The 19391-nt window shown below is 65.1% G+C and carries 28 protein-coding genes; 14 read left to right on the plus strand and 14 right to left on the minus strand.

Annotated features, from left to right (window positions below; genetic code table 11):
• Positions 1–16: 16 nt before the first annotated feature.
• Together GJ631_RS02450 and GJ631_RS02455 are read left to right on the plus strand one after the other, a co-directional pair.
• Positions 17–205, plus strand: a complete 189-nt coding sequence (locus GJ631_RS02450) for a hypothetical protein (protein ID WP_156707626.1) — start codon at positions 17–19, stop codon at positions 203–205.
• Positions 206–338: 133 nt separating this feature from the next.
• Positions 339–698 carry a helix-turn-helix domain-containing protein gene (locus tag GJ631_RS02455; RefSeq protein ID WP_156707627.1) on the plus strand — a complete coding sequence of 120 codons (360 nt, stop codon included), beginning with the start codon at positions 339–341 and terminating at the stop codon, positions 696–698.
• A gap of 43 nt (positions 699–741) precedes the next feature.
• Here GJ631_RS02455 and GJ631_RS02460 read toward each other — a convergent pair whose 3' ends face one another.
• Positions 742–984, minus strand: a complete 243-nt coding sequence (locus GJ631_RS02460; protein ID WP_156707628.1) for an amphi-Trp domain-containing protein — start codon at positions 982–984, stop codon at positions 742–744.
• 395 nt (positions 985–1379) lie between these two features.
• On the opposite strand from GJ631_RS02460, the gene GJ631_RS02465 reads away from it, so the two are divergent.
• Complete coding sequence (locus GJ631_RS02465) at positions 1380–2720, plus strand: ribonuclease J (protein WP_156707629.1); 1341 nt, start codon at positions 1380–1382, stop codon at positions 2718–2720.
• A gap of 392 nt (positions 2721–3112) precedes the next feature.
• Here the strand turns inward: GJ631_RS02465 and engB are convergent, their stop codons facing one another.
• Both engB and GJ631_RS02475 read right to left on the minus strand, forming a co-directional pair.
• Positions 3113–3733 (minus strand): GTP-binding protein EngB, encoded by a 621-nt coding sequence (engB, locus tag GJ631_RS02470; RefSeq protein ID WP_156707630.1) that lies wholly within the window; start codon positions 3731–3733, stop codon positions 3113–3115.
• A gap of 45 nt (positions 3734–3778) precedes the next feature.
• Positions 3779–4252, minus strand: coding sequence for a redoxin domain-containing protein (locus GJ631_RS02475; RefSeq protein WP_156707631.1), 474 nt, complete (start codon positions 4250–4252; stop codon positions 3779–3781).
• 96 nt (positions 4253–4348) lie between these two features.
• Here GJ631_RS02475 and GJ631_RS02480 point away from each other — a divergent pair, with 96 nt between their 5' ends.
• From GJ631_RS02480 to GJ631_RS02490, 3 genes are all read left to right on the plus strand, one after another.
• The gene (locus GJ631_RS02480; RefSeq protein ID WP_370518537.1) at positions 4349–5644 is read left to right on the plus strand and encodes a TIGR00341 family protein; all 1296 of its coding nucleotides are present in this window, start codon (positions 4349–4351) and stop codon (positions 5642–5644) included.
• A 64-nt stretch (positions 5645–5708) separates the two neighbouring features.
• On the plus strand, positions 5709–6452 hold the full coding sequence (locus GJ631_RS02485) for an SIMPL domain-containing protein (RefSeq protein ID WP_156707632.1): 744 nt from the start codon (positions 5709–5711) through the stop codon (positions 6450–6452).
• Between the two features lie 77 nt (positions 6453–6529).
• Positions 6530–6979: a hypothetical protein gene (locus GJ631_RS02490; protein WP_156707633.1), complete on the plus strand. Its 450-nt coding sequence runs from the start codon at positions 6530–6532 to the stop codon at positions 6977–6979.
• 172 nt (positions 6980–7151) lie between these two features.
• Here GJ631_RS02490 and GJ631_RS02495 read toward each other — a convergent pair whose 3' ends face one another.
• Positions 7152–8129: a GTPase gene (locus GJ631_RS02495; protein ID WP_156707634.1), complete on the minus strand. Its 978-nt coding sequence runs from the start codon at positions 8127–8129 to the stop codon at positions 7152–7154.
• Between the two features lie 114 nt (positions 8130–8243).
• Between GJ631_RS02495 and GJ631_RS02500 the strand changes: the two genes are divergently transcribed.
• The 3 genes from GJ631_RS02500 to GJ631_RS02510 are packed head-to-tail and all read left to right on the plus strand — an operon-like array spanning position 8244 to position 9215.
• Positions 8244–8606, plus strand: a complete 363-nt coding sequence (locus tag GJ631_RS02500; RefSeq protein ID WP_156707635.1) for a DUF5518 domain-containing protein — start codon at positions 8244–8246, stop codon at positions 8604–8606.
• Between the two features lie 24 nt (positions 8607–8630).
• Positions 8631–8951 carry an ASCH domain-containing protein gene (locus tag GJ631_RS02505; RefSeq protein WP_156707636.1) on the plus strand — a complete coding sequence of 107 codons (321 nt, stop codon included), beginning with the start codon at positions 8631–8633 and terminating at the stop codon, positions 8949–8951.
• 51 nt (positions 8952–9002) lie between these two features.
• Positions 9003–9215 carry a hypothetical protein gene (locus GJ631_RS02510; protein ID WP_156707637.1) on the plus strand — a complete coding sequence of 71 codons (213 nt, stop codon included), beginning with the start codon at positions 9003–9005 and terminating at the stop codon, positions 9213–9215.
• On the opposite strand, the gene hisE is transcribed toward GJ631_RS02510, so the two are convergent.
• Genes hisE through GJ631_RS02530 form a run of 4 tightly spaced genes read right to left on the minus strand, consistent with a single transcriptional unit; the run spans position 9212 to position 11604 of the window.
• Positions 9212–9511: a phosphoribosyl-ATP diphosphatase gene (hisE, locus tag GJ631_RS02515; protein WP_156707638.1), complete on the minus strand. Its 300-nt coding sequence runs from the start codon at positions 9509–9511 to the stop codon at positions 9212–9214. The genes GJ631_RS02510 and hisE overlap by 4 nt on opposite strands.
• A complete protein-coding gene (locus tag GJ631_RS02520; RefSeq protein WP_156707639.1) occupies positions 9511–9954 on the minus strand; it encodes a bifunctional nuclease family protein in 444 nt (147 codons plus the stop codon). The genes hisE and GJ631_RS02520 overlap by 1 nt, the downstream gene beginning before the upstream one ends.
• Positions 9955–10013: 59 nt before the next feature.
• Positions 10014–10592 carry a pyridoxal 5'-phosphate synthase glutaminase subunit PdxT gene (gene pdxT / locus GJ631_RS02525; protein WP_156707640.1) on the minus strand — a complete coding sequence of 193 codons (579 nt, stop codon included), beginning with the start codon at positions 10590–10592 and terminating at the stop codon, positions 10014–10016.
• 49 nt (positions 10593–10641) lie between these two features.
• Entirely contained in the window at positions 10642–11604 is a 963-nt protein-coding gene (locus tag GJ631_RS02530) for a cation diffusion facilitator family transporter (protein WP_156707641.1), read from the minus strand.
• A gap of 65 nt (positions 11605–11669) precedes the next feature.
• Here GJ631_RS02530 and GJ631_RS02535 point away from each other — a divergent pair, with 65 nt between their 5' ends.
• Complete coding sequence (locus tag GJ631_RS02535) at positions 11670–12191, plus strand: metallophosphoesterase (RefSeq protein ID WP_156707642.1); 522 nt, start codon at positions 11670–11672, stop codon at positions 12189–12191.
• 175 nt (positions 12192–12366) lie between these two features.
• On the opposite strand, the gene GJ631_RS02540 is transcribed toward GJ631_RS02535, so the two are convergent.
• Entirely contained in the window at positions 12367–13227 is an 861-nt protein-coding gene (locus GJ631_RS02540; protein WP_156707643.1) for a winged helix-turn-helix domain-containing protein, read from the minus strand.
• Positions 13228–13329: 102 nt separating this feature from the next.
• Between GJ631_RS02540 and GJ631_RS18420 the strand changes: the two genes are divergently transcribed.
• Positions 13330–13473, plus strand: coding sequence for a hypothetical protein (locus GJ631_RS18420; protein ID WP_197424754.1), 144 nt, complete (start codon positions 13330–13332; stop codon positions 13471–13473).
• Between the two features lie 6 nt (positions 13474–13479).
• On the opposite strand, the gene GJ631_RS02545 is transcribed toward GJ631_RS18420, so the two are convergent.
• Positions 13480–14487 (minus strand): low specificity L-threonine aldolase, encoded by a 1008-nt coding sequence (locus GJ631_RS02545; RefSeq protein WP_156707644.1) that lies wholly within the window; start codon positions 14485–14487, stop codon positions 13480–13482.
• Positions 14488–14588: 101 nt separating this feature from the next.
• Between GJ631_RS02545 and GJ631_RS02550 the strand changes: the two genes are divergently transcribed.
• Positions 14589–15068: an RNA-binding protein gene (locus GJ631_RS02550; RefSeq protein WP_156707645.1), complete on the plus strand. Its 480-nt coding sequence runs from the start codon at positions 14589–14591 to the stop codon at positions 15066–15068.
• Here the strand turns inward: GJ631_RS02550 and GJ631_RS02555 are convergent.
• Positions 15065–15838: a PHP domain-containing protein gene (locus GJ631_RS02555; protein ID WP_370518538.1), complete on the minus strand. Its 774-nt coding sequence runs from the start codon at positions 15836–15838 to the stop codon at positions 15065–15067. The two genes, GJ631_RS02550 and GJ631_RS02555, sit on opposite strands and share 4 nt — an antisense overlap.
• Positions 15839–15892: 54 nt before the next feature.
• On the opposite strand from GJ631_RS02555, the gene GJ631_RS02560 reads away from it, so the two are divergent.
• Positions 15893–16804 carry a cobalamin-binding protein gene (locus tag GJ631_RS02560; RefSeq protein WP_156707646.1) on the plus strand — a complete coding sequence of 304 codons (912 nt, stop codon included), beginning with the start codon at positions 15893–15895 and terminating at the stop codon, positions 16802–16804.
• The gene (locus GJ631_RS02565; RefSeq protein ID WP_156707647.1) at positions 16801–17211 is read left to right on the plus strand and encodes a desampylase; all 411 of its coding nucleotides are present in this window, start codon (positions 16801–16803) and stop codon (positions 17209–17211) included. Before GJ631_RS02560 ends, GJ631_RS02565 begins: the two co-directional genes overlap by 4 nt.
• 6 nt (positions 17212–17217) lie before the next feature.
• Here the strand turns inward: GJ631_RS02565 and GJ631_RS02570 are convergent, their stop codons facing one another.
• From GJ631_RS02570 to msrB, 3 genes are all read right to left on the minus strand, one after another.
• Positions 17218–18036 carry a molybdopterin-synthase adenylyltransferase MoeB gene (locus GJ631_RS02570; protein WP_156707648.1) on the minus strand — a complete coding sequence of 273 codons (819 nt, stop codon included), beginning with the start codon at positions 18034–18036 and terminating at the stop codon, positions 17218–17220.
• A 105-nt stretch (positions 18037–18141) separates the two neighbouring features.
• Positions 18142–18891 (minus strand): halocyanin domain-containing protein, encoded by a 750-nt coding sequence (locus tag GJ631_RS02575; protein ID WP_156707649.1) that lies wholly within the window; start codon positions 18889–18891, stop codon positions 18142–18144.
• A 62-nt stretch (positions 18892–18953) separates the two neighbouring features.
• On the minus strand, positions 18954–19346 hold the full coding sequence (gene msrB / locus GJ631_RS02580) for a peptide-methionine (R)-S-oxide reductase MsrB (RefSeq protein ID WP_156707650.1): 393 nt from the start codon (positions 19344–19346) through the stop codon (positions 18954–18956).
• Positions 19347–19391 lie beyond the last annotated feature (45 nt).

Below are 19391 nucleotides of genomic sequence, written 5' to 3' on the forward strand. Positions count from 1 at the left end.
AACTTACGTTCTATAGGTGACCCAAATGCAAACCGAAACGACGTGTTCGGCCGGTGAGTGTCCGACTGTCGGCGTCGACGCCGTGTCGCTGGACCGCTTCGCCGCGGTCGATACTGGCGGTACGGACCTGCTGATATACGACCGAAACGGGGAAAACGCCTGGATACAGTCGGACCTGTACTACTCCCGGGAGACGTGTATCTGAGTCTCACTGCCGTTCAGGAGCGGCCGCGTTTCCCGTGTTCGACCCCTCGCCGACCGGCCGGTCTCGGCAGGTTACTTTATGAAAGTAGGTTTTGTAATGTAACTATAAGTGTCTCCCACACGAACGTATTCTCATGAACGACAACCGCAAAGAGGTCTGGTGTGCCGGTGAGGAATGGTGCCCGATTACGACGACCTCGTCGCTAATCGGCAAGAAGTGGCATCCCGTCATCATCCACAGATTACTCGAAAACGGACCGCTGGGGTTCAACGCGCTGAAAGAGGAAGTCGACGGAATCTCGAGTAAGGTGTTGTCCGATACGCTCGACGACCTCGAAGGGAACGACCTCATCGACCGCGAAATCGTCAGCGAAAAGCCGTTCCGCGTCGAGTACTCTCTGACGGAGTTCGGTCAGTCCCTAGAGCCGGTTATCTACTCGATGCGTGATTGGGGGTTGGAGTACCTCAAACCGCCCGAAGAGATGCGGGACTGACGTCGAACTCTCCGAAACCGAGCTTCGATTAGGAGAGGCTGGGCTACTTCGTCCACCGAATCTCGTATTCGAGTTCGTACCGTTCCTCTCCCGTCTCCGAATCGGTGAGTCGCTCGAGTTCGACTTCGAAGCGAGGCGTCTCGGGGACGGCAACGTCCTGTGTTTCCGTGTCACTCTCTAACTGGACGGTCCCCGATTCGATTTGTTCGGCCGCTGAAACGAGTGCCTCGGCGATTTCCGACCGCGTATGCTGCTGCTCGGTTTTGAATAGTACTTCTTCTGGCATCAGCTACAGGTTTGTCCCCGAGTCTCATATCCTCCAGAGGCGAGTGTCACGGTCCGGGAACCGACACCCCCATTCATACCACACTCGCTCTCGGTTCGTTCGTTGTACGACGTTCGCTTCCGATGCTTCGACAAACGAACCGCTAGAGGAACGGGGAGGACAGAGACGAATCGGGTGTCCGGTGTCTCCGTTTCGGCTCTGTTACGTGTTCGGATAGAGATTCAGCGTCATCAGCGGGTATTTACCGCTCGGACCGAAAGAATCTACTAACCGAAATACGCGCTGTCCATTTAGGGGAGTCGTCGTTCTGGATTTGTCGAGACGACGCGATGCGGTACCTCTCTCCTGATTTCTCGGTTCTCTCGGGATTCGGGCTGCTATGATCGGAACGAATAATGGAAATTGAAATCGCTACTATCGGCGGCTACGAGGAAGTGGGACGACAGATGACTGCGGTTCGGGCGGGCGAGGACATCGTCATCTTCGATATGGGGTTGAACCTCTCGAAGGTGCTCATCCACGACAACGTTCGAACCGAGCGGATGCACAGCCTCGACCTCATCGATATGGGTGCGATTCCGGACGACCGCGTGATGAGCGACCTCGATGGAGACGTACAGGCTATCGTCCCGACACACGGCCACCTCGACCACATCGGCGCCATCTCGAAACTCGCCCACCGCTACGACGCACCCATCGTCGCCACGCCGTTCACAATCGAGTTGGTCCGAGAGGAAATCCGCGACGACGACAAGTTCGACGTTCAGAACGAACTCGTCAAGATGGACCCCGGCGGCACGATGTCCATCGGCGAGGAGTGCGAACTCGAGTTCGTCAACGTCACCCACTCCATCATCGACGCCATCAATCCGGTGCTCCACACGCCCGAAGGGGCCGTCGTCTACGGCCTCGACAAGCGAATCGACCACTCGCCGGTCATCGGCGAGCCCATCGACATGGAGCGGTTCCGGGAAATCGGTCGCGAGGGCGTCCTCTGCTACATCGAGGATTGTACCAACGCGAACAAGAAGGGCAAGACGCCCTCCGAATCCGTGGCTCGAGCCCAACTGAAAGACGTGATGCACTCCCTGGAGGATTACGACGGTGGCATCGTCGCCACGACGTTCTCCAGCCACATCGCCCGCGTGAGTTCGCTCGTCGAGTTCGCCGAGGACATCGGCCGACAGCCGATTCTGCTGGGCCGCTCGATGGAGCAGTACAGCGGCACCGCCGACCGACTGGGAATCACCGACTACCCGGACGATTTGGAGATGTACGGCCGCCGCAACGGCATCGATAACGCGTTCAAGCGCATCATGAACGAGGGCAAGGAGAACTTCCTGCCCGTCGTCACCGGCCATCAAGGTGAACCTCGGGCGATGCTCACCCGCATGGGACGCGGCGAAACGTCGTACGAACTCGACGAGGGCGACAAGGTCATCTTTTCGGCTCGGGTCATTCCCGAACCCACCAACGAGGGCCAGCGATACCAGGCTGAAACGCTGTTGAAGATGCAAGGTGCTCGTATCTACGACGACATCCACGTGTCGGGGCACCTCTCTCAGGAGGGCCACTACCAGATGCTGGACGCCCTCCAACCGGAGCACCTCATCCCCGCCCACCAGAACCTGAAGGGCCTCTCCGGATACGTCGAGTTAGCAAGTAGCGAGGGCTACAAAATCGGTCGTGACCTCCACCCGACCGCCAACGGCAACACGATTCAGCTCGTTGAGTGACGCTCGGGTTCAATCCCGTATCGTCCCAACGAGCGCAAACCCCTGGCATTCAAACCGCTCCGGCCCGAAAACACGACTCGGTGGCGGTGACGAAAGTTACCCCCTCTGAGCCCCTTGTGATGAGGGACTTTCTCTGAGCCACCGTTCCAGTTCTGACGAGATACCTCAACAGTCCGCCAGCATGTAGCATCCGCGCGAGCGAAGCGAGCGCGGTTCTCCGCGCCGAACGCAGTGAGGCGCGGGTTGCGGGCTTGCCCGCAACCGTACCGTCGTGGCGGCGAAGCCGCCACGCACGGGACCGAGGGCCGACCAACGGGAGGCCCGACGTGTCTTTTTCATGAACGTTTTTGCCGGTCGCTCGCCCTCGGCGAGCGACCGTGCAAAAAGGTTCACTAGAAGAACTTGAACAAATCGTCGCGCTGCTGTTCGTGAAGGTGGTGTCGGACGGCGTCGTTGAGCGCTTTGATGTTGCCACGTTTCGCGGAGATGGGCGCGAGAATCTCGTCGAACTGCTGCCAGGGGGTGTAGAGCCCGAGGCGTTCGGCGAGGTCGTCGAGTCGCTGGTCGCGGTCGTCGACTTTGTCCATCTTGTTGACGGCGACGACGGTGGGGATGCCGAGTTCCTGCAGGAAGCCGAACATCTCGACGTCGTGTGGTATCTCCTCGGGGCCGGAGTGGCGGTCGATGATGTCGACGACGGCCTTCCCGTCGACGACCAACACGGCGACGAGGATGTTCTCGGCGTACTCTTCGACGTACTGGACCACGTCGCGTTTGATGTCCTCGCGAACCTCCTCGGGGACGCCGGACATGAAGCCGAATCCCGGCAGGTCGGTGATGACGAAGTCCTCGGCGGCCCAGTCGTAGTGGTTGGGTTTCTTGGTGACGCCGGGGCTGCCGCCGGTGGCGAACTTCGAGTGGCCGGTGAGTTCCCGCATCAACGTCGACTTCCCGACGTTGGAGCGCCCGACGAGGACGACCTCGGACTCGCGGTTCGGGCGTGTATCGAACATACCGTCGATTGACGGTTCGACCGGATAAGGAGCGCGGTCCTGGGTTCAGGCCGACTCGACGGCTTCGAGGACCGCTCCGTAGTCGGGTTCGTTCGTGGGGTCCTCGGCGACCCACTCGTAGACGACCGTTCCGTCACCGTCGAGGACGAAGACGGCGCGGTTGGCGATGTCGAACAGTCCGAGGTCGGGAATGTCGATTTCGAGGTCGTAGGCGCCGATGGCGTCGCCGGCCATGTCGCTGACGAGGTCGAACTCGATGCCGTGTTCCTCGCGGAAGGCGCCCTGTGAGAACGGCGAGTCGGCGCTGACGCCGTACACCGTCGCGCCGGCGTCCTCGAAGTGTTCGAGCCGCTCTTGGAACGCCACCATCTCGTTGGTACATGGCGGTGTGAACGCGCCGGGGAAGAACGCTAACACGACGGGGCCCTCGCCGAGTTCGTCGGCCAAATCGAACGATTCGTGGTCGCTGGTTCCGAGTGTTGCGGTGAACGTCGGTGCGGAATCGCCTGTCGAGACCATACACGTCGTACGGTCGGATTGCCGATAAACCCCGTCCCGTTCGTGTTCGGCCCGCTTGTTCGGTAGCGTTAACGCCCCTCGCTCCGACGGCCGTCTGTGCGACTCGTCCAGGTGACCATCCCCGCCGGGAAGCGACAGACCGTCCTCCGGGTCCTCGACGATGAGGGCATCGACTACGTCGTCACCGAGGAGACGAGCGGCCGGGAGTACACCGCGGTCGCGTACTTCCCGCTCCCGACGAACGCGGTCGAACCCATCCTCGAAGAACTCCGAGATGTGGGTCTCGACCGCGAGGCGTACACCGTCGTGTTGAGCGCCGAAACGGTCGTCTCCGAACGGTTCGAACAACTGAAGGAGAGCTACGCGGAAAAGGAGGAGAGCGAAGAGCGCATCGCCAGACAGGAACTCGAAGCGCGCGCGGAGGAACTGGCGTCGTCGCTGCCGACCTACGTCGTGATGACGGTCGTCTCGGCGATTATCGCCACCGCGGGACTGCTGCTCGACTCCCCGGCGACGGTCGTGGGGTCGATGGTCATCGCCCCGCTCATCGGCCCGGCGATGGCCGCGGCGGTCGGCAGCGTCATCGACGACACGGACCTGTTCAGACGCGGCGCAGTACTGCAGTTGCTCGGCATCGTCCTCTCTATCGTCGCGGCGACGGCCTTCGCCATCTTCGTTCAGACGACGAACCTCGTTCCGCCGGGGTTGGACCCGCTTGCGCTCTCGGAGGTCGAAGAGCGGCTGTCGCCGAACTTCCTGTCGCTTGCGGTCGCCATCGGCGCCGGCGTCGCCGGTGCGATAAGCCTGATGACCGGCATCTCGGCGGCGCTGGTCGGCGTCATGATTGCCGTCGCGCTCATCCCGCCGGCGGCGACGGTCGGCATCGGTATCGCCTACGGCGAACCGTCGCTCGCGCTCGGCTCGGCCGTCCTCGTCGCCGTCAACGTCCTCTCTATCAACCTCGCGGCGCTCGTCGTGCTGTGGTACTCCGGCTACCGCCCCCAGCGGTTCTTCCAGCGCGACCAGGCCCGCGTGGCGACGCTCAAGCGCGTCGTCTTTCTCGTCGGCGCTATCGCCGTCCTCTCGCTGTTCCTCGGCGGCGTCACCTTCGACTCCTATCAGACCGCCACCACCGAACAGGACATCCGTGCCGGCGTCGACGCCGAACTCGAGGACCCCGCCTACGACGGCTACGAACTCGTCGAACTCGAGGTGAGGACGACGAGCGAGTACGTCCTCCTCCAGCGCCCCTCGGAGGTCGTCGTGACCGTCGGCGTCCCACCCGACGCGCCGCGGCCGGGGCTTGCGGCCGCTATCGACGAGCGACTGGCCGCCGAGTACGGTCTCGACGTGGACGTTCAGGTCCGGTACCTCGAAATCGAGGAGAGCTGATGGCTCAAAAGCCTCTTTGAGCTACCGTCGTTTATACGCTGTCTCCCGCCGACTACCTCCGTGTATGTCCCCGAAGAAACTCTCGGCACTCGTCGTGGCGACGGCCCTCCTCGCAGCGGGGCTGGTCGGCGCCGCGATGATGATGCCGACCGGCGCACAGAACACGGACGAAACCGCGGACAGGACGATTACCGTCGACGCGACGGGCGAGGCCGATGCCGCCCCGAACCAGGCCGTCCTCCGAATCGCCGTCACCGCCGAAGGTGACGACCCCCAGACGGTTCGCGACGACCTCTCGGCCGGCGCAGCGGACCTCCGTGAGAACCTCGCCGAGGCGAACGTCTCCGAGGAGCAATACGAGACCAGCGAGTACCGCATCCGACAGGACCGCCGACCCCCTCGTGAGGAACAGTCCAGCGACGCCCCCGAGTACCGTGGCGCACACCAGTTCGAGGTGACGCTCGATGACCCCGACCGCGTCGGTGCGGTCATCGACGCCGCCGCGGATGCCGGCGCCGAGGTCAACCACGTCTCCTTTACGCTCTCCGACGAGCGTCGCGAGGAACTCCGCTCGGACGCCATCGCCGACGCGATGAGCGATGCGCGACTGCAGGCCGACACTATCGCGAACAACGGCGACCTCAGCGTCACCAGCGTCGCGAATGTCGACGCCTCCGAACAGCGGTACGCGCCGGTTCGATACGAGGCCGCCGCCGCGGGCGCGGCCGCCGACGGCACCTCGGTGTCTCCCGGCGACGTCACCGTGTCGTACAACGTCCGCGTGACCTACAACGCGACGACGAACTGACGGCCCACGCGGCGCCCGCGTCACCTGCTGTCCCTCGACAGCCCGCTTTTTATATCCGCTCCGACCGTACTGAAGGTATGGACGAGACGACCGTCGACAGTTGGGGCGAGGCGATTCCGTTGGCGCGAGCGCTCGGCTACGACGGGTCCGTTCGGGTCTCCAAGGTCGACGAACCCACGCTCCCGGCCGACCTCGACGTGGTCTCCTCGAACTTCCCGTGGTCGGTCCACAAGGGCGCCCTCGCCGTCTACCGCGAACGCGAACGCGGCGACCACCTCCAGATACGCGAGTATCCCGCCTTCTGGGTCGTCTCCCTGGACCACTACAACCCCCACTTCCGCCCGGTCGAACACGCCACCGTCGACATTCCGGTCCACATGATTCTCGCCCTCGGTGCACTGACCCCCGTTCGCGGCTACCGCTGGGTGTTCGGCGACCGACTCCCCTCCCCCACCGCTGCAGTCGCCTTCTCGACGTCGACCATCGGAATGCTCCCACGATTCGGCCGGAAGTTGCTGTTCAGTTAGGAAAATCCGGTTCCGGTACGAGGTCGGCGCAGGCGACCTCGCTACTCCTCTACGGTTCGCTTCGCTCCCCGTTTCGGTACGAGACCCCTCGCTTCGCTCGGCGTCTCGCTACTCACGGCGGCCGCTGGCCGCCGTTCGCTAATCGAGACTCCTCACTCCGTTCGGAGTCTCGCTACCCCTCGAACGGCAACTCGGCTTCGTACCCGACCGCATCGACCATCGCATCGACGACTTCCTCGACGCCTTCGCCCGTCTCGACACTCATGTAGTGGTCGGCTTCCACGTCCGTCGACCGGTCGGCCTTGTTGCAGACGACGACCACGGGAGCGTCGAACTGCGATTCGATGTCGGCGAGCAACTCCAGTTGGTCCTCCAGCGGGTAGCCACAGGCTCCGCTGGCGTCGAGCATCACCAAGACAGCGTCGGCGAGGTGCGTCAGCGCCGAAACCGCCTGGGCCTCGATGGCGTTGCGCTCTTCGGCGGGCCTGTCGAGCAGCCCGGGCGTATCGACCAACTGATAGCGGATTCGGTCGCGTTCGAGGTGGCCGACGTTGATGCCCGTCGTCGTGTAGGGATACGTCGCCGTCTCGTTGCGGGCGTTGGTTACGTCGTTGACGAACGATGACTTGCCGACGTTGGGGTAGCCGGCGACGACGATGGCCGGTTCGTCGGCGCGGATGTCGGGGAGGACTTTCAGCGCGTCCCGTGCTTCGCTGATGGCCAGGAGGTCGTCTTCGACCTGCTCGGTCACGTCGGCGAGTCGGGCAAAGGCCTGCTTGCGGAGCTTTCGTGCGGTTTCGAGGTCGGCGTTGCGGATGCGACTGTGGTACTCCTCGCGAATCTTGTCACACTGCCGGCTGGCCCACATGACCTCCGAGAGCCGCTGCCGGAGCGCGTCGACGCCATCGACGTCCGTGTCGGCCAGCGTCGCGTCGGCGAGTTCGTAGTAGAACTCGTCGACCAACTCGAAGTCGGGCCACGACGTGACGACGTTGCCGAGGTTGTCCGAGAGGATGTTCGAGGCGGTCTGGAGCATCGACTCCTGGGCCTCGAACCCGGATTTCGCTCGCCCCGCGCGTGCCGCCCGCGAGAACGCCTTGTCGACCAACTCCTCCGACCGGGGCGTGGTCGGAAGGTCTTCGAAGTGCATACCCTCGTTTGTACGTCCGGCCGTATAAGCGCCGTGTATCGGTGTTCCGTACTGTCGGGCCGTCGCGCCGAGTCGGCCAGCAACGATTTGTCTTCCGCCGCCCTACGTCGGTCTATGACCAACTGGCGTGCGGTCGTCATCGGCTTTCTCGTCGGCGTCGTCGCGAGTCTCTTCGCGTTCGCGCTTCCGGTCGTCGGCCACCTCGGTGCGGGGTTCGTCGCCGGTGTCGTCGCGGGCGTCGTCGCTGGCGGCGGCCTCGCCAGCGGTGCGTGGCACGGCCTCTTGGCCGGTGCCTTCGGTGGCCTCGTCGCGGCCGTGGCGCTGGCGGCGTTCGTCACGCTCGTCGGCGCGACCGTCGGTGGCCCAGGTGGCGTCCTCGCCGGCTTCGGCGTCTTCGCCATCGGGGCCGTCGTCGCCGTCGTCTTCGCCATCGACAGCGCCATCGGCGGCGCGATTGGCGGGTTCCTCGCCGATTAAGTCCGTGGCGCCCCAACGGTCGGTATGGCATCCATCGACGCCGACGCACTCCTGCCGAACGACCGCGTGAAACAGGCCGTCCTCGCGGGTGACGTGACGCAACTCAGCCGCGGCGCCTCGAACCGCTATGCGACCGAAGGCGACACCTTCGCCATCGAGGAGACGACCTTCGAGGTGGCCAGCGTCGAGGAGCGCACGCTCGGCGATTTGACCGACGAGGACGCACAGCGGGAAGGCTCTGACTCACTGGAGGCGTACAAGGAGCGAATGAAGATGGTCCACGGCGGGAACTTCGAGTGGGACCCGACGAGCGAAATCGTCACCTACCGCTTCGAACGTCAGTAGTCGTCCGAATCGCCCATCAACACTTTTGCCAACACGCTCGTAGTCGGACGCATGATTGCCCCCGCAGAAGCCGTCCGCGAAGCCCTCTCGGACGTTTTCGAGGAGCGATACGAGGTCGCGGTGGTCTACGCCGATGCCGATGGGGAGACGGTTCTCCACGAAGGGCCCGTCCGAATCAAAGCCAACGGCTGGCTCGAACTCCCGAGCGGGCGACTCCTCTCTCCCGAAGCAGTCCACCACGTCGACCGCGTCCCGACCGATTAGCGCCGCTCCCGCAGTTCCGCCCGCAGGTCCTCAAGGTCCATCTCCTTCATCGACAGCAACACGAGCATGTGGTAGACGATGTCGGCGGCCTCGTGGGCCAACTCCTCGCGGTCGTCGTCTTTCGCCGCCAGAATCAGTTCGGTCGTCTCCTCGCCCAACTTCTCCAACACCGCGTTCTCGCCTTTCTCGTGGGTGAACAGCGAGGTGGTGTAGGAGTCCTCCGGCAGTTCCGCTTTGCGGGACTCGATGACTTCGAACAGTTCGTCGAGTACGTCCTCGTCGCTGCCGCCGTCCATCAGGCCATCACCTCCCGGATGTCGTCGAGTTCGTCGTACTCGTCGAGGGGTTCGCGGTTCGTCTCGAAGACCGCTTCTTCGACTTCGATGTCGGCGTTCGTTCGGGCCGCCAGCGCCAGTGAGTCGCTCGGTCGGGCGTCGACGACCGCCTCGTCGCGTGGCGTTTCGAGGTGGAGGTCCGCGACGTAGGTGCCGTCGTCGAGACCGGAGACGACGACGCGCTCGACGCGCCCGCCGAGTTCCTCCATCACGTCCAACAGGAGGTCGTGGGTGAGCGGTCGGCCGATGTCGGTGGCGTCGAGACCCCGGGCGATGCTCGTCGCCTCCTCGACGCCGATGAAGATGGGCAACACCTCGTCGTCGTCCTCGACGCCGAGCGTCACGACCGCCGCGAGTCCCGAGGCGGTCTCGGCGACACGAACCCCCTCGATGTGTGCGTTCATACAGTTGGGAGGTGACGGCGGTTCAAAAAGCCACTCGCTTGCGGGCCGTGTCGATGCCGCTATCGGAAAAACGCCAGGCCGTGAATACGAGAGTCGTCTGTCAACTCCGGATGGAACGCCGTTCCGACGACGTTGTCCGCTCGGACGGCGACCGGCCGCCCGTCGAACGTGGCGAGTACGTCGATTCGGTCGCCGATTTCGTCGATGGCCGGCGCGCGGATGAACACGGCTGGAAACGGCTCGTCGAGACCGGTCACGTCGAGGGCCGCCTCGAAACTGTCCTTCTGTCGGCCGAAGGCGTTGCGGTCGACGCTCACGTCGAGGATGTCGAGCGTCGTCACGCGGTCGTCTTTGGCGTCGCGGCTGGCGACGATGAGGCCGGCACAGGTGACCAACATCGGCTTGCCGGCCGCGGCGTGGGCGCGAATCTCCTCGTCGATGCCCTCCTCGCGGAGCAGTCGCGAAATCGTCGTCGACTCTCCACCGGGCATGAGCAGCAGGTCACACTCCGGGACGACGCCGGCGGTCCGAATCTCCTCGACGGTGACCGACTCGCCGTGGCGCTCTGCGGCCCGACGGATGGCCGCTGCGTGTTCGGCCACGTCGCCCTGTACCGCGATGACGCCCGCTGTGAGCATACGCGAGGTAGTCGCCAGCGGTGGAAAAAGGACTCGAAACGGCCGGCCGCTACAGTTCGGGCTCGATGTAGACGGTCTTCACGCGGTCGTCGCGCTCCCGCATCGCCGCCTCCATCTCGCTGATTCCGGTGTTGACCTCCTCGGTCGTCAGCCCCGAATCGAAACTCACGTCGGCGGTGACGAGGACCTGACCCGACCCGATGAACATCGTCCGGAAGTCGTCGACGTGGGTGACGCTCTCTTGGGATTCGACGATTCTCCGGAGGTCACTTTCGACGTCGCTCGCGAGGCTCTCGCCGAGAATGAGCCGTTTGTTCTCGATGGCCAACAGCACCGCAAAGCCCATCAGCAACACGCCGATGACGACCGCGCTGAAAGCGTCGTAGATGGGGTTCTCGGTGATGCGTGTGGCGACGATACCGAACAGCGCGACGACCAACCCCGCGAGAGCGACGGTGTCCTCGGTGAACGCCGTCAGCGTCGTCAGGTCGCTCGTCCGGTCGAAGGCCTCCCGGTAGCCCGACCAGCCGTAGGTCTCCATCTGTCGCCGGAGTTCGGCGTTGGCCTTCACGAACGCGTAGGTCTCGAAGGTGATACCGCCCAAGAGGATGGCGACGACTATCCAGAAGGGGTCGACCGGCGGCGTGATGTCGATGGTGTAGCCGAGGAACTCCGCGGGGCCGGCCTCGGATTGGTGACCTCCGGCGCGGACCTCGCTGATACCGTGTTTGAGGCTCTCCCAGCCGGCGATGCCGAACAGCAGCACGGAGACGAGGAAGGCGTAGAAGAACTGCGCCTTCCCGTAGCCGAACGGGTGGGTCCTGCTCGCGTCCTGCTGGCTGTACTTGATGCCGACCAGCAACAGCACCTGATTGCCAGTGTCGGAGATGGAGTGATACGTCTCGGCCAGCATCGAGGGGCTTCCGGTCAACAGAAAGCCGATGAACTTCAGGACGGCGATACCGCCGTTGGCGAACATCGCGGCGAGGACGACGCCCGTACTACCTGCCATGAGGGTCCCGTCCACGGGGACACACTAAGCGTTGGTGTCATGCGGCCGCGGGTTCTACCCCGGGTATGCTCGTCGTCCTCTCGGATACCCACGGCCGTGATTCGACGCGACTGGAGGGTCGGACCGCCGAGGCCGTCGACGCGGCCGACCTCGTTATCCACGCCGGCGACTACATGACCGAGACGGTTCTCGACGCCTTCGAAGCCCGCTGTGACCTCCGCGGCGTCTACGGCAACAACGACCCGCCGGCGGTTCGAGAGCGCGTCCCCGCCGAGGAACTCGTCGAGTGGGCGGGGCTCCGAATCGCGGTCGTCCACGGCCACGAACACACCGACACGGCGCTGTCGATGCTCGGCCGGCAGGCCAACGCCGACCTCCTCGTGTTCGGCCACTCCCACGCCCCCGAGTTCCGTGAGGCCCCCGTCCCGATGCTGAATCCGGGGAGTCACGCCGACCCGCGGTGGAACCGACCCGCCCACGCGGAGTTGGAGTTCGACGACGCGGCCGGTCGCGCCGAGGGCCGACTCGCCGACCCCTCCGGCGAGGTGTTCGAGCGATTCGTCGTCGAACCGCGGCCGCTCGAGTAGCCGTCGCTCGGCGGGTGATGAAGGAGGAACGCGCCGAACGCCGGGCGGGGGATGTCGGAGGGGGCGTCAGCGGGAGTGGAGGGCCGAAGCGTTCAGCGCGTCAGATACGTCTACCGGTGATAATAAGGCATCAACGGAAGGTCAAACGGCGATTTAACGTATCGAAACGCCGACCCTACCGTCCCCGGAGATACGTCAGCGCGACGACGACGGTCAGCACCGTCGCCCCGCCGAGGAAGAACGCGATGCCCGGTTCCAGCCCCGCCCCGAACAGCGCGTCGAACAGCGGGTCGAGGAACTCGGTGGCGCCATCGGCCGGCGTTGCCGCGTCTTCGGCGGTGGGCGTCGGTGTAGCGGTTTCGGCGGGCGTCGACGCCTGCTCGGTCGCTGCGGGGGTGTCCATCGGTTCGGCCGTCGTCGTGCTTTCGGTCGCCTCCGGTGCAGGCGTCTCCGTTGCGTCGAAGGCACCCACGTCGTTGCTCTCAGTCGCCGTCGTGGTTCCCTGTGGCGTAGTCTCCGGTGTCGGTGTCTGCGTTGCTTCCACGCCGCCACCGTTTCCACCGGCGTCGCTGCCCCCGCTGCCTGTGGGGGCGGCGCTTTCGGGAACCCCGCCGAACAGTTCCTGGACGGCGAGGGCGCCGACGGCGAGGGCGAGAAAGCCGCCGAACAGTCGCGACAGCGCTGCTCGAAGCCCCGAGGCGCGTTCCTTCTCGCCGGCGAAGATGACGAGCGGGCTGTCGGCGGGACCGTAGACGCGCATCTCCCGGCCCTTCTCGGAGTAGGCGGTGCCGACGACTTCGATTGCGCCGGCGTCCTCGAGCTTTTCGAGGTGATACTGGGCGTTCTGCAGAGAGGTGTCGGCCCGGTCGGCGAGCTCTCCGGGTGGCGCCGGCTCCTCGTGGAGTTCAGCGAGGAGTTGCCGGGCCGTCGTCGAGGAGAGCGCGGCCATCAGGTCGTCGGCCTCCTCGCTGTCGAGGCCGACGACCCGAGGCTCACCGTCGGGAGAGACGTCCGGGCTGGAGGGCAGGAGACTCATTGCTGTTCGTTTTTAACTGGGGGGCTAAGAACTTTGTTCCGTCGCGGTGTCGCCGAGTCGTCGCCCCGAAACGATTTTGCGGTGGCGCGGCAACCGGCGAGTATGTTCCCCCTGCAGCTGCCTGAGGTCGACCCCGTCCTCGTCGGCATCATCCTGGTGCTGCTGCTCATCGTCTTCGCCTTCTTCCTGCTCCTCCGGCGGACGCTGCTCAGCTTCTCCGAAGGGATGCGCGAAGGCCGGAAGTAACCGAACTCACGCCGCCCGCTCGATTCGGCGAACCGCGGCGTCGATGTCGTCAGTATCGACGTCGAGGTGCGTACAGAACCGCACGACGTGCTCTCCGAACGGGACGCCCAACACGTCCTCGCGTTCACAGCGTTCGAGGAACGCCTCGGCGGGGTCTGCGGTTTCGACCAACACGATGTTCGTCTCCGGCTCTCGCGCCGACAGTCCCTCGATTGCATCCAGTTCCTCGGCCAGTCGTCGGGCGTTTTCGTGGTCCTCGGCAAGTCGCTCGCGGTTGTCTAGGGCGAGCAGTCCCGGCGCGGCAATCATCCCGGCCTGTCGCATTCCGCCGCCGAACAGTTTCCGAACCCGGTGGGCCGCCTCGACGAACGCCTCGCTGCCGGCGAGCATCGACCCGACGGGCGCGCCGAGCCCCTTCGAGAGACAGCACATCACCGAATCGACCTCGCGGGCGAGGCGGGCGGCGTCGGTCTCCAAGGCGGCCGCGGCGTTGAACAGACGCGCCCCGTCGAGGTGGACCGCGACGCCGTGGTCGTGGGCTGTCTCGCAGGCGGCGTCGATGCGCTCGGCCGCGATGGCTGTCCCGCCCTTGCTGTTGTGGGTGTTCTCCAGACACAGCAGCCCGGTTCCGGGACGGTGGTCGTCTTCTTCGACGTACCCTTCCCGAACTGCTCGGGGCGTCACGACGCCTCGGTCGCCGCCGTCTATCGTCCGCGCCTGCAGGCCGGCGTGCTGTGCGAGGCCGCCCAACTCCCACTTGTAGACGTGGCTCTCGCGTTCGACGAGGGCCTCTTGGCCCGCTTCGGTGTGGACCTTCGCGGCGATTTGGTTGCCCATCGTCCCCGAGGGGACGAACAGTGCGGCCTCCTTCCCGACGACCTCGGCGAACGTCGCCTCGAGGTCGTTAATCGTCGGGTCTTCGCCGTACACGTCGTCGCCGACTTCGGCGTCGGCGGCGGCCTCTCGCATCGCGGGCGAGGGCTTCGTCACCGTGTCGCTGCGTAAATCTATCATACTGGATTACTGGGCGCTCCCGTCTTAGCGGTGGCGGCGACACGTGAGCATTCGGACCGCCGGACCGGCGGTTTTTAGCCGGTGACGACTGACTCTCGGGTATGGACGTGAAGTCACGCCACCACCTCCGGTCGGACGAAATCAGCGAACTGGAGGCCGACCTCGCCGACCACCTCGGCGTCGACCTCGACGGCGACAGCTACGAACGCGTCGAGTTCACCGACGTCGACCGCGAGGTCGTCCTCGTCGACGGCGACCCGCTCGTCGCCTCTTTCGACGGCGACCTCTTTTTGACCGTCCGCGGCGCAAACGAGTATCCGCCACAGAACCACGTCGTCACCGTCGACTCGGGAGCCATCTCCTTCGTCTCCGACGGCGCGAACGTGATGCGGCCGGGCATCACCGAGGCGACCGACGACATCGAACCCGGCGACCTCGTCGTCATCGTCGAGGAGACCCACAGCAAGGCCCTCGCCATCGGTCGGGCAGAGGCCGACGGCGACGACATGGTCGGCGACAGCGGGAAAGTCGTCGAGTCGCTGCACCACGTCGGCGACGACCTCTACGATTTCCACGTCTAAAGCGACAACTCGGCGGTTTCGAGGCCGTGTACCGCGACGAACGTCTCCAGTTCCTCTTTTCGTTCGCCCATTTCGGTCGGGTCGTGGCTGTCGGTGCCGGGGACGAATTCGACGCCGTATTCCGCCAGTACGTCGAGAAAGTCGGGATTGGGATGGAACTCGCCGTAGTCGGCGAGGATGCGACCGGCGTTGAGTTCGAGTTTCGTCCGCGAATCCGCGGCGGCCTCGGCGACCGCTCTGTAGTGGTCTTCGGTCGCATACCCCCGGAGGGCGGGATTACGCTCCACTAAATCGACGTGGGCCGCGATGTCGAACAACTCCGATTCCAGCAGCGCGACCGCCTCCTCGTAGAAGGTGTCGACCAACGCCGAGCGCTCGTCGTCGCTTTTCTTCGCGAAGTACGGTTCGATGTGGACGTTCATCCCGTCGAGGTGGTGGACGCTGCCGATGGCGTAGGCGAAGTCGGCCTCGTCCAGAAACGTCGCAATCGTCTCCTCGTCCCGGGCGTCGTAGTCCATCTCGACGCCGTCGTACACGTCGATATCGAAGCGGTCGTCGACGGTCTCGATGGCGTCGCGTCGACGCTCGTAGGTCACGTCGAGGTTGAATCCGAGTGCCTTCTTCGCCCGCTTCTGGGCCGGCCGGGAGGAGACGTTGCAGTGGTCGGCGAAGCCGATAGCGTCGAGGCCGGCGTCTTCGGCGGCGCTGCACATCGACCACATGAAGCGGCCGTCGGAGTACGTCGAGTGGGTGTGGTAGTCGACCCGCACGACTCGACTGTCGTCGCGGGGTTCCTTTAACCCGCTGGCGTCCCTACAGGAGATATGCGCGTCGTCTCACTGCTGCCGTCGGCGACCGAAATCGTCTACGCCCTCGGCGTCGAACCCGTCGGGACTTCCCACGAGTGCGATTACCCACCGGAGGCGACCGGGGTACCGTCCGTCGTCGAATCCCGAATCGACGCCTCCGCGTCCAGCACCGACATCGACCAACAGGTCCAACAGGCCGACGCCGACGGCGGGGTCTACGCCATCGACCGCGAGGCACTGTCCGAAGCCGACCCCGACCTCGTCATCTCACAGGGAATCTGTGAGGTGTGTGCCGTCGACACCGTCGTCGTCGAGGAGGCCATTGCGGACCTTGGATTGGACTGTGAGTTGCTGACGACCGACCCCCACAGCCTCGGTGACATCTTCGAAGACATCGAGCGAATCGGTGCGGCGCTGGGTCGGGAGGAGCGTGCCGAGAGCCTCCTCGCCGACCTCCGGAGTCGCGTCGAGGCGGTCGAACGCCGAGTGAGCGACACGGACGACCGACCGGAGGTGGCCATCCTCGATTGGCTCGACCCGGCGATGGTCGCCGGCCACTGGGTGCCCGAGTTGGTCGACCTCGCTGGCGGTCGCTACGGACTGGCCGACCCCGGCGACGCCTCGACGCCGCGAGAGTGGGCCGAAATCCGCGAGTACGACCCCGACGTCCTCGTCGCGGCGCCGTGTGGATTCGAACTCGAACAGACGTTCGAGAACCTCACGGATTTGACGGACCGGCTGGGCTTCGAGCAGCTCCGGGCGGTCGAGACCAACCGTGCCTACGCGATGGACGGCCACCACCTGATGAACCGCCCTGGTCCACGAGTCGTCGACACCTTGGAGACGCTGGCGGCACTGCTGCATCCCGAGACGTTCGAAGCGCCCGAGGAGTGGGCGACACGACCGCTCGCTCGGACGACGGTATGACGCTCGCGTTGCCGTCGGAACTCAGAGCGGAGATACTCGCCCACGCCCGCGAGGGCGTCCCCGAGGAAGTCGTCGGCGTGTTGGCCGGCGACCACGGCACCGAAACATCGACTGTTCAGCGGTGCTATCGGGCGGACAACGCCGCTCCGACGCCGCGGACGCGCTACGAAATCGCACCGACCGAGGAGCTCGACCTCCTGGAACGCATCGACGCGGCGGGACTGGACGTGGTCGGCTTCTACCACTCCCACCCACGGGGACCGGCCGAACCGAGCGACACCGACGCTCGACTGGCGGCGTGGCCCGACCGCTCCTACGTCATCGTCTCGCTGGCCGACGACGCCGAACTCGGCAGTTGGCGCTGGCGCGGCGAGCGATTCGAGCGCGAGGAGATACGCACCCCCTGAGACCGCTCAGATGGCGCAGGTCTCGGTGTACTCCACGTCGTGTATCGACTCGATTCGCTCTTCGCCGTCACCACAGACCGGGCAGTCTGGGCGTGGTTCGATGGCGATTTCTTCGAAGGTCATGTCGCCGGCGTCGTAGAACAGCATCCGACCGTCGAGCGTCTCGCCGTACCCGAGGATGAGTTTGACGGCCTCGGTCGCTTGAATGCAGCCGACCGTCCCGGGGAGGACGCCGAGGACCCCGGCCGTCGCACAGTCGGGGACGGTACCCGCCGGCGGCGCCTCGGGGAACAGACACCGATAGCAGGGGCCGTCGTCGTTCGCCTCGAACGTCGTGATTTGCCCCTCGAACCGGAGGATGGCGCCGTGGGCGAACGGGACGCCCGCGAGCGTACACGCGTCGTTGACGAGATATCGCGTCGCGAAGTTGTCCGACCCGTCGACGACCACGTCGTAGGACTCGAGCAGTCCCTCGATGTTGTCGGCGGTGACGCGTGTTTCGTGGGTCTCGACGGTCACGTCGGGGTTCTGTCGTTCGACGAACTCCCGTGCGGAGTCGACTTTCGGCCGCCCCACGTCGGGGTCGCCGTGGATGACCTGTCGCTGGAGGTTCGACCGCTCGACCACGTCGTCGTCGGCGATGCCGAGGGTGCCCACGCCCGCGGCGGCGAGATACTGGATAATTGGCGATCCGAGACCGCCCGCACCGATACACAGCACGTTCGAATCGAGGAGCTGCTTCTGTCCCTCCGGTCCCACGCCGTCCATGATGATGTGTCGGGAGTAGCGGTCGAGTTGCTCGGCGTCCAACGAGAGGTCGGTCATGTCTCGCCGTAATGGCCGGAAATATAAATCCCCGAGGGTGGCTGTTCCCCCCTCTACGAGCGCCAACTCGACCCGAAAACGAACGCTCACCGCCGGTGAGACCGCTCAGTACTCGGGTTCGTCCTGACCCTGACGGAGCATCAACACGACGAGGGCAATCGGCGAGAGGAACGCGAGAACGAGCGCGATGCCGTACAGCGCCAACACGTCGTTGCCGGGGAGTCCGCTACCGTCGCCGCCACTCCCGTCGCCGCCTTCACCGTTGCCGCCGTCACCGTCGCTGCCGCCGTTTTCGCCGTCCCCGCCCTCGCCACTGCCGTCGCCGCTGCCGCCGCCACCGCTGTCGCCACCGTCGGCCATTCCCATCTCGCCTTCGGTGATATCGGGCGTTCCCTCGCCGCTGCCGACGGCGACGGCGCCTTTCATGCCCTGCGTTTCGTGCGGCTCACAGACGTACGTCGAGATGCCGTCGCTCTCGAAGGTAACCGAGTAGGTCGTCCCGGTGGTGTCGGCGAGTTCGCTGCCGTATCGTTCGCCGGATTCCTTCTCGACGACGTTGTGGAATCCCTGGTCCCACTCCCAGACGACGGTCGTTCCGGGGTCGACGTGAATCGCCGGCGGGTCGAAGACGAGGTCGCCACCGGGACCGACGATGACGCGGACCTCGTCCTCGCCGGTCCGGTCGACGGTGCCTTCGAAGTTCGGCACGCCCTCGAACCAACCGCCGTAGTCGAACTCCTCTTGTGCGTACGCGGTCGTCGCCGAGGTCGACGCGGCGGCGGCCGCGGCCGTCGCGCCAGCAGTGACCCGGACGAAATCCCGTCGGCTCACACCACTGGTGTCGTTCGTGGACATCCTTGTCGCCGCTTGTCGGGCGCGTTATATGAGGATTATCACTTCGATTCCCGGCGTGGGGGTTACTCCGATTCGAAATCCAACGCCGCGGAGTTGATGCAGAACCGCTTACCGGTCGGTTCCGGTCCGTCGTCGAAGACGTGTCCGAGATGGCCTTCACAGCGGGCACAGACGACCTCGGTGCGGACCATCCCGTGGCTGCGGTCCTCGCGCAACTCGACGGAATTCGCTTCGGCGTCGTAGAAGGAGGGCCACCCAGAGTTCGAGTCGAACTTCGTCTCCGAGTCGAAGAGGACGGCGCCACAGCCGGCACAGCAGTAGTTGCCGTCGTCGTCCTTGCCGAGGTACTCGCCGGTGAACTTCGGTTCGGTGGCCTGCTCGCGGAGGATTCGGTACTCCTCGTCGGTCAGCACCTCGCGCCACTCCTCGTCGGTTTGGGGAATCTCGTCGGCCATACCCGGTGTTGGGGAGCCAGCGGCTTCCGACTTCCGGCGGCGCGC

Origin of the sequence: Natronomonas sp. CBA1123, from assembly GCF_009741925.1 — an archaeon.
In the GTDB taxonomy this organism is placed as follows: domain Archaea; phylum Halobacteriota; class Halobacteria; order Halobacteriales; family Haloarculaceae; genus Natronomonas.

What these genes read in the sequence shown, in the direction of transcription:
- GJ631_RS02520 (WP_156707639.1), bottom strand. Translation starts at nt 9,954, where the DNA reads ATGAACGCACACATCGAGGGGGTTCGTGTCGCCGAGACCGCCTCGGGA.
- GJ631_RS02495 (WP_156707634.1), bottom strand. Translation starts at nt 8,129, where the DNA reads ATGCACTTCGAAGACCTTCCGACCACGCCCCGGTCGGAGGAGTTGGTC.
- msrB (WP_156707650.1), bottom strand. Translation starts at nt 19,346, where the DNA reads ATGGCCGACGAGATTCCCCAAACCGACGAGGAGTGGCGCGAGGTGCTG.
- GJ631_RS02550 (WP_156707645.1), top strand. Translation starts at nt 14,589, where the DNA reads ATGGACGTGAAGTCACGCCACCACCTCCGGTCGGACGAAATCAGCGAA.
- pdxT (WP_156707640.1), bottom strand. Translation starts at nt 10,592, where the DNA reads ATGCTCACAGCGGGCGTCATCGCGGTACAGGGCGACGTGGCCGAACAC.
- GJ631_RS02465 (WP_156707629.1), top strand. Translation starts at nt 1,380, where the DNA reads ATGGAAATTGAAATCGCTACTATCGGCGGCTACGAGGAAGTGGGACGA.
- GJ631_RS02485 (WP_156707632.1), top strand. Translation starts at nt 5,709, where the DNA reads ATGTCCCCGAAGAAACTCTCGGCACTCGTCGTGGCGACGGCCCTCCTC.
- GJ631_RS02535 (WP_156707642.1), top strand. Translation starts at nt 11,670, where the DNA reads ATGCTCGTCGTCCTCTCGGATACCCACGGCCGTGATTCGACGCGACTG.
- GJ631_RS18420 (WP_197424754.1), top strand. Translation starts at nt 13,330, where the DNA reads ATGTTCCCCCTGCAGCTGCCTGAGGTCGACCCCGTCCTCGTCGGCATC.
- GJ631_RS02505 (WP_156707636.1), top strand. Translation starts at nt 8,631, where the DNA reads ATGGCATCCATCGACGCCGACGCACTCCTGCCGAACGACCGCGTGAAA.
- GJ631_RS02560 (WP_156707646.1), top strand. Translation starts at nt 15,893, where the DNA reads ATGCGCGTCGTCTCACTGCTGCCGTCGGCGACCGAAATCGTCTACGCC.
- GJ631_RS02565 (WP_156707647.1), top strand. Translation starts at nt 16,801, where the DNA reads ATGACGCTCGCGTTGCCGTCGGAACTCAGAGCGGAGATACTCGCCCAC.
- engB (WP_156707630.1), bottom strand. Translation starts at nt 3,733, where the DNA reads ATGTTCGATACACGCCCGAACCGCGAGTCCGAGGTCGTCCTCGTCGGG.
- GJ631_RS02530 (WP_156707641.1), bottom strand. Translation starts at nt 11,604, where the DNA reads ATGGCAGGTAGTACGGGCGTCGTCCTCGCCGCGATGTTCGCCAACGGC.
- GJ631_RS02460 (WP_156707628.1), bottom strand. Translation starts at nt 984, where the DNA reads ATGCCAGAAGAAGTACTATTCAAAACCGAGCAGCAGCATACGCGGTCG.
- GJ631_RS02545 (WP_156707644.1), bottom strand. Translation starts at nt 14,487, where the DNA reads ATGATAGATTTACGCAGCGACACGGTGACGAAGCCCTCGCCCGCGATG.
- GJ631_RS02500 (WP_156707635.1), top strand. Translation starts at nt 8,244, where the DNA reads ATGACCAACTGGCGTGCGGTCGTCATCGGCTTTCTCGTCGGCGTCGTC.
- GJ631_RS02510 (WP_156707637.1), top strand. Translation starts at nt 9,003, where the DNA reads ATGATTGCCCCCGCAGAAGCCGTCCGCGAAGCCCTCTCGGACGTTTTC.
- GJ631_RS02475 (WP_156707631.1), bottom strand. Translation starts at nt 4,252, where the DNA reads ATGGTCTCGACAGGCGATTCCGCACCGACGTTCACCGCAACACTCGGA.
- GJ631_RS02455 (WP_156707627.1), top strand. Translation starts at nt 339, where the DNA reads ATGAACGACAACCGCAAAGAGGTCTGGTGTGCCGGTGAGGAATGGTGC.
- hisE (WP_156707638.1), bottom strand. Translation starts at nt 9,511, where the DNA reads ATGGACGGCGGCAGCGACGAGGACGTACTCGACGAACTGTTCGAAGTC.
- GJ631_RS02570 (WP_156707648.1), bottom strand. Translation starts at nt 18,036, where the DNA reads ATGACCGACCTCTCGTTGGACGCCGAGCAACTCGACCGCTACTCCCGA.
- GJ631_RS02490 (WP_156707633.1), top strand. Translation starts at nt 6,530, where the DNA reads ATGGACGAGACGACCGTCGACAGTTGGGGCGAGGCGATTCCGTTGGCG.
- GJ631_RS02540 (WP_156707643.1), bottom strand. Translation starts at nt 13,227, where the DNA reads ATGAGTCTCCTGCCCTCCAGCCCGGACGTCTCTCCCGACGGTGAGCCT.
- GJ631_RS02575 (WP_156707649.1), bottom strand. Translation starts at nt 18,891, where the DNA reads ATGTCCACGAACGACACCAGTGGTGTGAGCCGACGGGATTTCGTCCGG.